The sequence below is a fragment of the Leisingera sp. CC-HEC093 genome, assembly GCF_059429195.1.
In genome coordinates, this window is record NZ_JCAIJR010000001.1 from 2452237 (window position 1) to 2465418 (window position 13182).

The following is a 13182-nucleotide window of genomic DNA, read 5'->3' on the forward strand; positions in this document are numbered from 1 at the left end:
AATGCGCAACATGATCTTTGCTTTGCTGGGGATGGCGGTGCTGTCGGCCTGCGGGGCGGACGGCGAACCGGTGCAGCCGACCCTGAATGCAGGGGTCGGCGTCGGCAGCGGCGGCGTCCACGTCGGCGGCGCAGTGGGCCTGCACAAGGGGCCGCTCAGCGTCTTTCTGGGCTTCTAGCCCCCGCGCCCTTGATGCGGTGCAGCTGAGCAACCACTTTGAAGCCGCCCCGCATCAATGCCGGGGCGGTTTTGCTTTAGGGATATTGCAATGAAAGCAGCGGTTGCCCTTTTGGCCCTGCTCGGGCTCGCGGCCTGCGAAACCGGCGCACCGGCGGCAAATCCGCCGCGCAAAGATGAACCCGCTGCAGCCGGGGTGACGGTCTCCGGTTCTGCCCGGGTTGGGGTGTCCAGCTCGTTCTAGCGTGCACGGGCAATGGCCGGACAGGGCAGGTCTCCCTTCCGGATGCTGTTTGCTTTGGTGCGTGCCGTATCTGATGTGCTGTCTGCCAGCGGTTAAGGAGTGGCGGCGCCGCCAAGGGGCGGAGGCGGGACGGGAGAGGTCTCCCGCACGCGAAACGTCGTCTGTGCGTGCCCCTGCCAAAGGGCCCTGTTCCTGAGTGCCGGGGGTGTCAGGCCCGGCGGTGACCGCGATCAGGAAGCAGCATGGCATCAGCAGCTTAAGATCACGTGAGGCCAGCGTTCGCTGGCTGTGCAACACCCGAAGCCGTGCGCTTTGAGGCCGCGTTTGCGCAGCGAGTATTTCTGGAAAGATGAAAGCGCAGGTTCGGCGGCTTCATCTTTCCCAAAATACTCAATCCCGGCATCAGCCTGCAGCGGAACGCTTTCGGGTTAGACGCAGCCCGCCGCGCGCCCGCGCGGCGCCGGGCCCAACGGGCGCAGGCGCATCTTTGATGCGTCTGAGGCGGGCGGGAGCGCTGCTTTGTTTCAGCTGTGCGGCACGGGGCGGAATCATTTGATCCATCTGCCCCTTTTGCCCTAAACGCGGAAGCATGGATCATTTTCTCTACCGTGACGGCGCGCTCTGTGCCGAAGACGTTCCCATCTCCGAGATCGCCGCGGCGGTGGGGACCCCGTTCTATGTCTATTCCACAGCCACCCTCTTGCGCCATTTCCGTCTGTTCGACGAGGCGCTGGACGGCACCGACCATCTGGTCTGCTTTGCGATGAAGGCGGCCTCAAACCAGGCGATCCTGAAGACCCTGGCGCAGGCTGGCGCGGGCATGGATGTGGTCAGCCAGGGCGAATATTTGCGCGCCAAGGCGGCCGGGGTGCCGGGGGACCGGATCGTCTTTTCCGGTGTCGGCAAGACGGCAGAGGAAATCCGCACAGCTTTGACCGGCGGCATCCGCCAGTTCAACGTGGAATCCGAACCGGAGATGGACGTGATGAGCGTTGTGGCGGAGGAGCTGGGCGTGAAAGCCCCGATTACTATCCGGGTCAATCCGGATGTGGACGCCAAGACCCACGCCAAGATCGCCACTGGAAAATCCGAGAACAAGTTCGGCATCCCGATTGCCCGCGCCCGCGAGGTTTATGCCCGCGCCGCTGCTCTGCCGGGGCTGGATGTCGTGGGGATCGATGTCCATATCGGTTCGCAGCTGACCGATCTGGAGCCGTTCCGGCTGGCTTACCAAAAGGTGGCGGAGCTGACCGAAACCTTGCGCGCCGACGGCCACAACATCCGCCGTCTCGACCTGGGCGGCGGACTCGGCATTCCATATGTGCGCTCCAATTCCGCGCCGCCCTTGCCAGTGGAATACGGCCAGATGGTCAAGGAGATCCTCGGCCACTTGGGCTGCGAGATCGAAATCGAACCAGGCCGGCTGATTGCGGGCAACGCAGGCCAGCTGGTGTCGAAAGTGATCTATGTGAAATCGGGCGAGGGGCGTGATTTCCTGATCCTCGATGCGGCGATGAACGACCTGATCCGCCCGGCGATGTATGAGGCGCATCACGACATCATCCCGGTCAAGGAAGCCGCAGCGGGTGTGGAAAGCCAGCCCTATGACATCGTCGGCCCGGTGTGCGAAACAGGCGATACCTTTGCCAAGCAGCGCGATCTGCCGCCGCTGGCTGCGGGTGATCTGGTCTCCTTCCGCAGCGCCGGGGCCTATGGCGCGGTGATGGCGAGCGAGTACAATTCCCGCCCGCTGATCCCCGAAGTGCTTGTGCATGGGGATCAATTCGCGGTTATTCGCCGGCGGCCGGACTATGAAGAGATGATAAACCGCGATACCATCCCGGAGTGGCTCTGAAGCGATCCGGACGCGATCCGGCGCGGGCCATCTGAGGATGAGGCCCGAATGCCCTTTGTTCGCCGAACTGACCGCCGGGCCGGCCGGCAGGCCGATCCGGTCCTGAAACAGCTGTGCTGGCCGCTGCGCGTGACGCAGGCCGGACTGGTGGCGGAACGCGCCCTGCGCAGTTTCTGGCCGCTGGCCTCGGTGCTGATGGCGGCGCTGGCGGCCTTGATGCTGGGGCTGCACCAGATGCTGCCGGAGCGGTTGGTCTGGACCGGTGCGATGGCGGTGCTGATTGCCGCCGCGGCGGCGCTGGGCCGGGGCGTGTGGCGGTTCCGCTGGCCGGGCCGGGCTCTGGCGCTTGAACGCCTCGACCAAACTTTGCCGGGCCGGCCGGTCACCGCATTGCTCGACACCCAGGCCATCGGGGCAGAGGATGCCGCCTCAGCCGCGCTGTGGCAGGCGCATCAGCGGCGGATGGCTGCGGCGGCGGCCCAGGCCAGGGCGCCAGCCCCGGATCTCAACATTGCATCCTCCGACCCCTATGGCCTGCGCTATATGGCCGGGCTGCTGCTGGCGGTGGCGGTGCTGTTCGGTTCGATCTGGCAGGTGGCCTCGGTCCGGGATCTGGGGGCAGGCAGCGGTGCTGCTCTGAACGGTCCGGCGTGGGAGGGCTGGGCGGAGCCGCCAGCCTACACCCGGCTGCCGGTGCTTTATCTGAACGACCAGGACGCCGGCGTGCTGCAGCTGCCCGAGGGCAGCCGCGTCACCCTGCGGTTTTACGGGGAGGCGGGCGCGCTGGAGCTGGCTGAGACTGTTTCCGGGCAAGGCGGCGGCGCAACGGAAACACCGCAAACCGCACTAGAGTTTGAAGTCGCCCGCAGCGGCAGCTTTGCCATTGAGGGCAACGGCGGGCGCAGCTGGCAGGTGGAGGTGATCCCCGACATCCCGCCCAAGGTGGCGGTAGCGGGCCAGCCCGAACTGGAAAACGACGGCTACACCAGCCTGGCCTTTGCGGCACAGGACGATTACGGCGTGGCGGCCGGGCAGGTGCGGGTCGCGCTGGATCTTGCGGCGGTTGAACGGCGCCACGGGCTGGCCGCCGACCCCGATCCGCGCGCGGCGCTGGTGCTGGACCTGCCGCTGCCCTTGTCCGGCTCGCGCAAGGACTTCACCGAAAAGCTGATCGAGGATTTTTCCCAGCATCCCTGGGCCAACCTGCCGGTGGTCTTCACCTTTTCTGCGGTGGATGAGGCAGGCCAGTCGTCAGCAGCCGCCGGATTTGGCGCCGAACTCTTGACCCGCCGGTTCTTCGATCCGCTGGCAGCAGCAGTGATCGAACAGCGCCGCGACCTGTTGTGGGCGCGCGCCAATTCGGTGCGGGTGGCGCAGGTGATCCGCACCCTGACGCATCGGCCCGAAGGGCTGTTCCGCGATTATGGTGATTATCTGCGGCTGCGCACCATTTTGCGTCGGCTGGAAAGCTACACTGTTGCGGGATCTATCCCCGAACCGCAGCAGGAGGAGATCGCCGCCGCGCTATGGGATCTGGCGATCCAGCTGGAAGAAGGCGACGTGGGCGACGCGCTGGAGCGGATGCAGCGGGCACAGGAGCGGCTGAGCCAGGCGATGCGCGACGGTGCCAGCGAGCAGGAGATCGCCCGCCTGATGCAGGAGCTGCGCGAGGCGACCCAGGACTACCTGCGCCAGCTGAGCCGGCAGGCAGAAGCCAATGGCGAGATGATGGATCCGGGCGAAATGCCTGAGGATATGATGACCCTCAGCCAGGATGATCTGCAGGCCATGATGGACCGCATTCAGGAGCTGATGGAGCAGGGCCGCATGGCCGAGGCCGAACAGGCCCTGCGCGAGTTCCAGGAAATGATGGAAAACATGCGGATGACCCGCTCGCAGCAGGGGCAGGGCCAGGGCAATGAGGGCCGCGAGGCGATGGAGGGGCTGGCGGAAACCTTGCGCGAGCAGCAGGGGCTTTCGGATCAGGCTTTCCGTGATCTGCAGGAACAGTTCAACCCCGGTGCCCGCAGCGGTGAGAGCCAGGGCAATGAAGGCCGCGACGGCGGGCTGGGCCGCGGCCAGAGCCACCAGGGCGGCCAGGGCGGCGACAGCGGCCAGGATGGCCAGGGCGGCGACGGGGCGGACAGCCGCAATCCGGATGGCCAGGGCGGCAACGGCCGCGAACAACCGGGGCAGGGCGGTTCACTGGCTGACCGCCAGCAGGCCCTGCGCCAGCAGCTGCAGCAGCAGCGCGACGGGCTGCCCTATCTGGGCGGCGAAGCCGGGGATGGCGCGCGCGAGGCGCTGGACCGCGCAGGCCGCGCCATGGAAGGGGCTGAGGACGCACTGCGCGGCGGCGACAACGCCGAAGCCATCGACCGGCAGTCCGACGCGATGGAGGCGCTGCGCGAGGGCATGCGCAGTCTGGGCGAAGCGCTGGCGCAGCGTGACGATGGGCAGCGCAACGGCCAGGGACAGCCTTCGGCCACCGCACAGGGCGAACGTCTGGACCCGCTGGGCCGCGGCAATGGCACCGTGGATGACGGCGGCAAGGTGGGCGAAGGCAATGCTTACCGCCGCGCCTGGGACCTTCTGGAGGATATCCGCCGCCGCGCCGGAGAGCGCGAACGCAGCGAGCGGGAGCGCAGTTACCTGCAGCGGCTGCTGGACCGGTTCTGAAGCCCGGCGGCGGCCCGCCCTAGCAGCTGGATGTTCACCGTCGGCCGCGGAACAGCGGGTGCTACTGCACGCTGATCAGGGATTTCACCTGCCCGTCCAGCCAAAGCCGCGCCTGATCAACCCAGACGACATAGCTTTGGAGTGCAGGATCCGCTGACGGCAGATTTTCGGCAATCAGCCCCGCGTTGTCATAGACAACGACCAGCAGCAGGGCCGCGATCAGCGACAGGGTAAACCCGCGGGCGAAATTGCTTTTGCGCGGTACCTTCGAGGCATAGGTGGGCGCCTGCGGGGCAGGGGCGGCAGCGGTGCCTGAGCGCAGGGTAGAATTGATTTCTTCGATGTCAGGCAGCAGTTCCTTGCGCGAGCCGCTTTCGGCGGCGGCGATCTGGTGCGGGTCTTCGCCGCGGATCCGAGCCATCCGGTCCCGGGCCTGCCGGTTGCGCTGGGCAGCCTCGTCCTCAGCGGCGGCGGTATCCAGCCCCAGGTCAGGCTGGGTTTCCAGGCTTTGGCTCTCTGCGGCCCGCAGCGAAACCTCCCGCGCGGCTTCCTCGCGCAAGATATCGGCCATCGCCGGATCCATCGCCCGCGCCCGCTGCGGGACTGCCGCAGGGGCAGGGGCCGTGCCACCCTCATCAGCATCGCTGCCGGACGGCGCGCGGGTATTCTCTTCGGCGTTGTCCAGAGCCACGCTGGCGTCTTCCGCCTCGTTCTGCGGGGCGGGGTCCTCGGCTTCCTGCTGAGCGGGTGCTGCCTCTTGCAAAACCCTCTCCGGCGTGCCGATTTCGGGCTCCGGCTCCGGCTCCGGTTCAGCCGCGCTTCCTTCCGCCTCCGGCGGCCGTTCGCGCGCCTCTTCTGGTGCCGGGGGGGCGCTGTCCTCGAGAGCGGTGCCAGCGGGCGCCTCCAGCGCTGCCGCATCCTCTGCTTCGCCGGCGGCCTGCTGAAACCATGTCTGGCCGCAATTGGAGCATTGCACGTCCCGCCCTTCGGCAGGGATCACATCCTCCGGCACTTCGTACTGGGCCGCGCAATTCGGGCAGGTCAGGCGCATCATGCTCTCCTCGGCACCATTCCGCCGCCTTGCTGGCGGCAGGTTGTTTTTAAGGCAACTATAGGCATCCGCCGCAGCCGGTGAAAGTGCCATTTGCGGCGGTGCCCGGGCACCGGGTTTCCCGGCAACAGAGCCCCCATTGAAACTGCCGGCCCCTTCGGGCAAAACAGCCGGGCGCCATAAATGCGCGCGTTCAGGGGGCAGCAGTGATCGAGCTGGAAAATGTGGGCTACAATTACGGCGGCGGCGAGCTGCTGAATGCGGTGTCGGTGCAGCTGGCGCCGGGCTCCTTCCATTTCCTGACCGGCCCGTCCGGGGCGGGCAAGACCACGCTTCTAAAACTGTGTTACGGCGCCTTGAACCCAACCGCGGGCCGAGTGCGCGCTTTTAACATGGATGTGCATGGGCTGGACCGCGATCAGATGGCCTATCTGCGCCGCCGGGTTGGCGTTGTGCACCAGGACTGCCGGTTCCTGGATCACCTGCCGGTGATTGAGAATATCGCGCTGCCGCTGTTGGTGTCGGGGCGCGAGCTGAGCCATGAGGAGGCCAATCTTCAGGAGCTGCTGAACTGGGTTGGCCTCAGCGAGCGCGCCCATGCACTGCCGCCGGAGCTGTCGGGCGGCGAGCGCCAGCGGGCCGCGCTGGCGCGCTCGGTGATCCTGTCGCCGGACGTGATCATCGCTGATGAACCCACCGGCAACGTTGATTGGGAAATGTCGCAGCGTCTATTGCAGCTGCTGGTGGAGCTGAACCGGATGGGCAAGACCATCCTGGTTGCCACTCATGACCTTTCGCTGATCCGCGCCGCCAAGAAACAGGTGCAGGCACGGGTGCTGCGGATTTCCAACCGGCAGCTGCAACTGGCGGGGGCGGACCTATGAGCGAAGGCAGGCTGCGCAAGCTGATCCTGGGTGACACGCAGGCCGACCGGGTGGTCCCGCCCAGCGGCTTCACCGCCCAGCTGACCCTGTTTGTCTCTGGTGCCATGGCGTTTCTGGCGGTTTTTGCGCTGGCGTTGTCGATGGCGTCCGGGCGGCTGGCCGACCAATGGGCCGAGGAGCTGGCGCGCGCTGCCACCCTGCGCATCAACGCCCCGGCAGAGCAGCGTGCGGCCCAGACAGAGGCGGCGCTGGAAATTCTGCGCCAGACGCCCGGCGTCGCCACCGCGCGGGCGCTGACGGGCGAGGAACAGGCGGCGCTGCTGGCGCCCTGGTTCGGTGCCGGCGTGCCGGTGGGCGATCTGCCGCTGCCGCAGCTGATTGAGGTGACAGGCAATGATGCGGGCTATGACGCCCAGGGCCTGCGGCTGCGGCTGCAGGCGGAGGTGCCGGGCGCGGTGCTGGATGACCACACCCGCTGGCGGGCGCCGCTGGTGGATGCGGCCCGTGCCCTGCGCCGCCTGGCCTGGGTGTCCATTCTGCTGATCGGCGGCGCCACTGCCGCCATGATCACCCTGGCCGCCAATGCGGCCCTGGCGGCCAACGCCCAGGTGATTGAGGTGCTGCGGCTGGTCGGGGCGCTGGACAGCTATATCGCCCAGGCCTTCATTCGCCGCTTTACCCTGCGGGCGCTGACCGGAGCCGCTGCAGGCGTCGTGCTGGGCATGATCGGGGTCTGGCTGATGCCGGAAGCCTCCGATGAGGGCGGTTTCCTCACCGGGCTGGGCTTTCAGGGCTGGGGCTGGCTGGTGCCGCTTCTGATACCGCCGCTGGGCGCGCTGGTGGCCTTTGCCGCCACCACCCGTGCGGCCACCAAACGTCTGGGGGTCCTTTCGTGAAAAATCCCATCCAATGGCTGCGTTCCTTGGTGTTCATCGTGCAGATGTATCTGGCGATGCTGGTGCTGGGGATCGTCTTTGCCCCTTGGGCGATGGCCTCTCCCAAGGGGGCCCGGACCGCCTGCAAAAGCTTTGCCCGCTGGGCGCTGTGGACCGCCCGCTGGATGGTCGGCATCCGCGCCGAGGTGCGTGGACAGGTGCCTTCTGGCGAAGTGATCGTCGCCGCCAAGCACCAGAGCTTTCTGGATATCCTGATCATCTTCAACGCGGTGCCTTCGGCGCGGTTTATCATGAAGCGCGAGTTGATGTGGACGCCGGTGATCGGCGTTTATGCCAAGCGGCTGGGCTGCGTGCCGGTGAACCGCGGCAAGCGCGGCGCGGCGATTGCCAAGATGGTGAAGGACGTTGCGAAAGAGAGCAAAGAGCCCGGCCAGCTGATCATCTATTCGCAAGGCACCCGTGTGGCGCCGGGGGCCAGGAAACCCTACAAGGTCGGCACCGCGGTTCTGTATGACGGGCTGAAGCAGCCCTGCATTCCTGCCGCCACCAATGTCGGCGTGTTCTGGCCCCGCACCGGCATCTACCGCAAGCCGGGGCTGGCGGTGGTGGAGTTCCTTGAGCCGATGCAGCCGGGGATCACCCGCGAGGAATTCATGGCGCAGCTGGAAGCGCGGGTGGAGAGCCGTTCCGACGACCTGATGCGGGAAGCCGGGTTCGACCCTGAGCAGGCAACGGTTCAAGCCTGATTTGCCGCCGCTGCGGCGGGGAGGCGAGGAAACTCCCTGCGAAGAATTCTGCCCGGCTGGCGCCGGGCGGGAGCATCAGCGGATCACTTCGCCGATAAGGATCTGCGGCTGCACATCGGTGAAGTTCGGGATGTCATCCAGCGCAGGCCCCGCGGCCTGCATCGCTGCATCCATCGCAGCCTGATCGGCAAAGACCAGCGTGGCGATGGCAAAGAACGGCGCCGGGACATGCGGCCCGCCTGCCAGCCCCTTGGTCACCACAATCGATTGCACATGCGGACCCATGTGCTGGTCCACGATTTTCATATGGGTGTCTGCGTAATAGGCGTGGTCGAAGGCCTTGCCTTCGGCAGCCGGGTAGATGACTTGCAATGAAGCGGCCATGGTTGTGTCTCCTGCGGGTTGAAAAGCTGCCCCAGTCATATGCGGATTTCCTTCCGCGCCAAATAGAAAAAGGGCAGCCGCAACGGGCTGCCCTGAACTGACTGCCGTTCGGCGCGGCTCAGCTGTGGATCGGCCCGTCGCCGCAGGCCAGAGCGGCCTCGCGCACGGCTTCGGAGTAGGTCGGGTGCGCGTGGCAGGTCAGCGCCACGTCCTCCGCCGAGGCGCCGAATTCCATCGCCACGCACAGCTCGTGGATCATGTCGCCGGCCGCCGGACCGATGATTGCGGCCCCCAGGATGCGGTCGGTTTCAGCGTCGGTGATGATCTTGACAAAGCCGCCCTCGGCCTGGCCCACGGCCTTGGCGCGCGCATTGCCCATGAACATGAACTTGCCCACCTTGACCTTCTTGCCCTCTGCTTTCAGCGCGTCTTCGGTCGCACCGACCGTGGCGACTTCAGGCGTGGTGTATACGACGCCCGGAATGACGCCGTAGTTCACATGGCCGTGTTTGCCCGCGATCACCTCGGCCACCGCCATGCCTTCATCTTCGGCCTTGTGCGCCAGCATCGGGCCTTCGATCACGTCGCCGATGGCATAGATGCCCTTGATATTGGTGGCCCAGTGGTTGTCAGTGGCGATCTGGCCGCGCTCTGTCATCTTGATGCCGAGCGCATCCAGCCCCAGCCCCTCGGAGTAGGGCTTGCGGCCCGTCGCAACCAGCACCACATCGGCGTCCAGCGTGGCCTCATCACCGCCTTTCTTGGGCTGGTACTTGACCTTGGCCTTGGTTTTGGAGGTTTCCACCCCCTGCACCGCGGCGCCCAGGATGATGTTGAGGCCCTGCTTTTCCAGGATCCGCTTGAAGGAGCGCTGCACATCCTTGTCCATGCCGGGGCAGACCGCGTCCATGTATTCCACCACGGTCACCTCGGAGCCGAGACGGGCATAGACAGAGCCCAGTTCCAGTCCGATCACGCCGGCACCGATCACTGCCAGTTTCTTCGGGATCTTCGGCAGCTCCAGCGCGCCGGTGGAGGAGACCACGACTTTCTCGTCGATCTCGACACCCGGAATGGAGGCAGGCACCGAGCCGGAGGCGATCACGATGTTCTTGGCCTCATGCACCTCGTCACCGACCTGCACCTTGCCGGCCGCGGGGATCGAGGCCCAGCCCTTGATCCAGTCGATCTTGTTCTTCTTGAACAGGAATTCGATGCCGCCGGTGTTCTGGCCGATCACCTCTTCCTTGTAGGCCTTCATCTGGTCCCAGTCGACCGAGGGGCTTTTGCCCTTGAGGCCCATATGGGCAAAGTTGTGCTCTGCCTCATGCAGCAGGTGGGTTGAGTGCAAGAGCGCCTTGGACGGGATGCAGCCCACATTGAGGCAGGTGCCGCCGAGGGTCTCGCGGCCCTCGACAACAGCTGTCTTCAGTCCCAGCTGGGCGCAGCGGATGGCGCAGACATAGCCGCCGGGGCCGGCGCCGATTACGATGACGTCATATTGGGACATGGGTCGGTTTTCCTCTGTTCTCCCCGGTTCCGTTTGGCGGAACACGCATCTGGGGATAGTGGTCTTAGGATCAGACGGGGGTCAACATCTTGATCGAGATATTGGTGACCCCGTCGCGTTCAAGGTGCATGGCGAGTTCTTCCGAGCCGAAGAAGGCGCGGGCCTTGTTCAGGTCGGTGATCGCAAACAGCGCCACGGCGTGGTTCCTTCGGTCCGGATCGCTCCAGACGTTCAAATCGGTGATGCCCGCGGCCTGACGGTTGCGCTTGTCCTGCCGGAACACGGTCAGCCAGGCGTTGAAATCGGCCACATCGGCCTGCCAAAGTACGTGGGTTGCCATCGGTGTTACTCCTTTGTCCGTATTAAAAGCAGGATGCACCGGATGGGGCGGGGAGCGCTTTGATTCCACTCAATTAACGGGGGGCGGGGGGCAATACTTTCCAAGTGGGGGCGCTGCCCCCGGCCCATGCGGGCCTCCCCCGGAGTATTTTTGCAAAGGTGAAAGCTCATGCGAGGAGCACCCCCGCGAGCATCGCGGCCAAGCCGCTGGTGGCGATGAGCCAGATTGCGGTGCGCAGATAGGGCACGCCGCTGAGGTAGGCGGGCAGGTAGAGGGCGCGGCCCCCGAGATAGGTGTATATCCCGCCGGTGATCAGGGCGCCTTGCAGGCTGGCCAGTTCCGCGACCAGCGCCAGGCTGATGAAGATCGGGGCGGTTTCCAGGAGATTGGTGAAGGCGCGCCGCGCCCGGCCCGCCAGCGCGCCGCGGCTGACGGCAGTGTCGCGCGGGCCTGCGGTCCAGGCGTTGCCCACCGAGAGCTTCAAGAGGAAGCTGTCGAAGCTCACGTGGATCAGGCCGAGGATCGAAAGGCAAACAAGGCCCCAGAGCGGGAGGGTCATTGGGATTTTCCTTTGCGCTGCTTGATCCAAAGGGCAAAGGGATAGACCCAACCCGCAATGGAAAACGCCAGGAGAGCTTTGTGACTGGGTTTCGTGAAGCCTTCGAGACCGGACATCAGTAATCCCGGCAGTACTATGACCGAGGCTATTAACCAGGCACGGAACCAGAATGCAGTCGGGTGCTGTTTCCTGAATGAGACAAGCCGGTGCTTGAAAGCGAATAGCTTTGGGAATTCCTGTTCCGCATCTGGCTCAGGCTGATAGCTCATTTAAATCTCGGGCAGGAAATTACTTGTGGTTTCTGTAACCCCGGGCCGGTTTCGGGCCCGGGGCGATGTGTGCCGACCTTACAGATCCATCAGCAAACGCCGCGGATCCTCGAGGGCTTCCTTGACGCGGACCAGGAAGGTCACGGCGCCTTTGCCGTCGACGATGCGGTGGTCATAGCTCAGCGCCAGATACATCATCGGGCGGATCACCACCTGGCCGTTGATCGCCATCGGGCGGTCCTGGATTTTGTGCATGCCAAGGATGCCGGACTGCGGCGGGTTCAGGATCGGCGAGGACATCAGCGAGCCGTAGACGCCGCCGTTGGAGATGGTGAAGGTGCCGCCCTGCATCTCGGCCATCGACAGCTTGCCGTCGCGGGCGCGGGCGCCTTTTTCGGCGATGGCTTTTTCGATTGCGGCAAAGGACATGGAGTCCGCATCGCGGATCACCGGCACAACCAGGCCCGTGGGTGTGCCTGCGGCGATGCCCATATGGACAAAGTTCTTGTAGACGATGTCGGTGCCGTCGATCTCAGCGTTGACTTCCGGCACTTCCTTCAGCGCGTGGCAGCAGGCCTTGGTGAAGAAGGACATGAAGCCCAGTTTCACACCGTGTTTCTTCAGGAACAGATCCTTGTACTCATTGCGCAGGGCCATCACCTCGGTCATATCCACCTCGTTATAGGTGGTGAGCATGGCGGCGGTGTTCTGACTGTCTTTCAGGCGCTTGGCGATGGTCTGGCGCAGGCGGGTCATCTTCACCCGTTCTTCGCGGGCGGCGTCATCGGCGGTGACCGGGCCGCGCACCTGGGCGGGTGCCGGGGCCGCGGCGGGCGCGGATTTGGCGGCGGCGACGGCAGCGGCGACGTCTTCCTTCATGATGCGGCCGTCGCGGCCGGTGCCGGTGACCTGCGCTCCGTCGATGCCGGCCTCTGCCATTGCTTTTTCAGCGGACGGCGCGTTGGCCACGTCCTTGGCCGGGGCTGCGGCTGCTGCTGGAGCTTCTTTGGCCGCCGGTGCAGCGGCGGCGCGGGAAGCGGAGCCGGAAATCACGCCGAGCTTGGCGGACGCAGCCACGGTTTCGCCTTCCTCTGCGGTGATCTCAGCCAGCACGCCGGCGGCCGGGGCGGGCACCTCGACAGAAACCTTGTCGGTTTCCAGCTCGCACAGCATTTCGTCCTGCGCAACGCTGTCGCCGACCTTCTTGAACCAGGTGGAGACGGTGGCCTCGGAAACGGATTCGCCCAGGGCAGGCACGGTGATGTCGGTGCTGGAATCGCCGCCTTCGGAGACCTCGGCGGTTTGCGGGGCGTTGGCCTTGGGCTTCACGGTTTCCGGGCCGGCGCTGCCGGCTTCTGCGATGTTGGCGAGCAGTGCGTCAACGCCGACGGTATCGCCCTCGGCAGCAACGATATCGGCCAGCTTGCCCGACGCGGGCGAGGGCACCTCGACCGTCACCTTGTCGGTTTCCAGCTCGCAGAGCATTTCATCGGCACTGACGGCGTCGCCGGGTTTCTTGAACCAGGTGGCCACGGTGGCCTCGGTCACGGATTCGCCCAGGGTGGGTACGCGGACTTCGGTTGTCATG

General features: G+C 65.6%; 13 protein-coding genes. 6 read left to right on the forward strand and 7 right to left on the reverse strand.

Translation table 11 applies throughout. The features are described from left to right. The first annotated feature begins 1 nt into the window (after nt 1). The 3 genes from AC5STB_RS11870 (at nt 2) to AC5STB_RS11880 (ending at nt 4955) form a co-directional block, all read left to right on the forward strand. Entirely contained in the window at nt 2-178 is a 177-nt protein-coding gene (locus AC5STB_RS11870) for a hypothetical protein (protein ID WP_495443038.1), read from the forward strand. Between the two features lie 832 nt (nt 179-1010). Continuing rightward, complete coding sequence (lysA, locus tag AC5STB_RS11875) at nt 1011-2276, forward strand: diaminopimelate decarboxylase (RefSeq protein ID WP_495443039.1); 1266 nt, start codon at nt 1011-1013, stop codon at nt 2274-2276. A gap of 48 nt (nt 2277-2324) precedes the next feature. Beyond that, entirely contained in the window at nt 2325-4955 is a 2631-nt protein-coding gene (locus AC5STB_RS11880) for a TIGR02302 family protein (protein WP_495443040.1), read from the forward strand. A 61-nt stretch (nt 4956-5016) separates the two neighbouring features. Here the strand turns inward: AC5STB_RS11880 and AC5STB_RS11885 are convergent, their stop codons facing one another. Beyond that, the gene (locus tag AC5STB_RS11885; RefSeq protein ID WP_495443041.1) at nt 5017-6006 is read right to left on the reverse strand and encodes a zinc-ribbon domain-containing protein; all 990 of its coding nucleotides are present in this window, start codon (nt 6004-6006) and stop codon (nt 5017-5019) included. A 206-nt stretch (nt 6007-6212) separates the two neighbouring features. Here AC5STB_RS11885 and AC5STB_RS11890 point away from each other — a divergent pair, with 206 nt between their 5' ends. From AC5STB_RS11890 to AC5STB_RS11900, 3 genes are read left to right on the forward strand one after another with little or no spacing between them, the layout of a single operon-like run. Next, on the forward strand, nt 6213-6890 hold the full coding sequence (locus AC5STB_RS11890; RefSeq protein ID WP_495443042.1) for a cell division ATP-binding protein FtsE: 678 nt from the start codon (nt 6213-6215) through the stop codon (nt 6888-6890). Beyond that, the gene (locus AC5STB_RS11895) at nt 6887-7786 is read left to right on the forward strand and encodes a cell division protein FtsX (RefSeq protein WP_495443043.1); all 900 of its coding nucleotides are present in this window, start codon (nt 6887-6889) and stop codon (nt 7784-7786) included. The genes AC5STB_RS11890 and AC5STB_RS11895 overlap by 4 nt, the downstream gene beginning before the upstream one ends. Further along, complete coding sequence (locus tag AC5STB_RS11900; RefSeq protein ID WP_495443044.1) at nt 7783-8532, forward strand: lysophospholipid acyltransferase family protein; 750 nt, start codon at nt 7783-7785, stop codon at nt 8530-8532. The genes AC5STB_RS11895 and AC5STB_RS11900 overlap by 4 nt, the downstream gene beginning before the upstream one ends. Nucleotides 8533-8607: 75 nt before the next feature. Here the strand turns inward: AC5STB_RS11900 and AC5STB_RS11905 are convergent, their stop codons facing one another. The 6 genes from AC5STB_RS11905 to odhB all read right to left on the reverse strand — a co-directional run bounded on the left by AC5STB_RS11905 (nt 8608) and on the right by odhB (nt 13181). Continuing rightward, a complete protein-coding gene (locus AC5STB_RS11905) occupies nt 8608-8916 on the reverse strand; it encodes an EthD family reductase (protein WP_495443045.1) in 309 nt (102 codons plus the stop codon). A 118-nt stretch (nt 8917-9034) separates the two neighbouring features. Continuing rightward, nucleotides 9035-10426: a dihydrolipoyl dehydrogenase gene (gene lpdA / locus AC5STB_RS11910; protein WP_495443046.1), complete on the reverse strand. Its 1392-nt coding sequence runs from the start codon at nt 10424-10426 to the stop codon at nt 9035-9037. Nucleotides 10427-10496: 70 nt separating this feature from the next. Then, complete coding sequence (locus AC5STB_RS11915; RefSeq protein ID WP_495443047.1) at nt 10497-10766, reverse strand: hypothetical protein; 270 nt, start codon at nt 10764-10766, stop codon at nt 10497-10499. 166 nt (nt 10767-10932) lie between these two features. Continuing rightward, nucleotides 10933-11325 (reverse strand): MAPEG family protein, encoded by a 393-nt coding sequence (locus tag AC5STB_RS11920; RefSeq protein WP_495443048.1) that lies wholly within the window; start codon nt 11323-11325, stop codon nt 10933-10935. Next, complete coding sequence (locus AC5STB_RS11925; protein ID WP_495443049.1) at nt 11322-11594, reverse strand: hypothetical protein; 273 nt, start codon at nt 11592-11594, stop codon at nt 11322-11324. The genes AC5STB_RS11920 and AC5STB_RS11925 overlap by 4 nt, the downstream gene beginning before the upstream one ends. A 78-nt stretch (nt 11595-11672) precedes the next feature. Continuing rightward, on the reverse strand, nt 11673-13181 hold the full coding sequence (odhB, locus tag AC5STB_RS11930; protein ID WP_495443050.1) for a 2-oxoglutarate dehydrogenase complex dihydrolipoyllysine-residue succinyltransferase: 1509 nt from the start codon (nt 13179-13181) through the stop codon (nt 11673-11675). Between the last annotated feature and the right edge of the window lies 1 nt (nt 13182).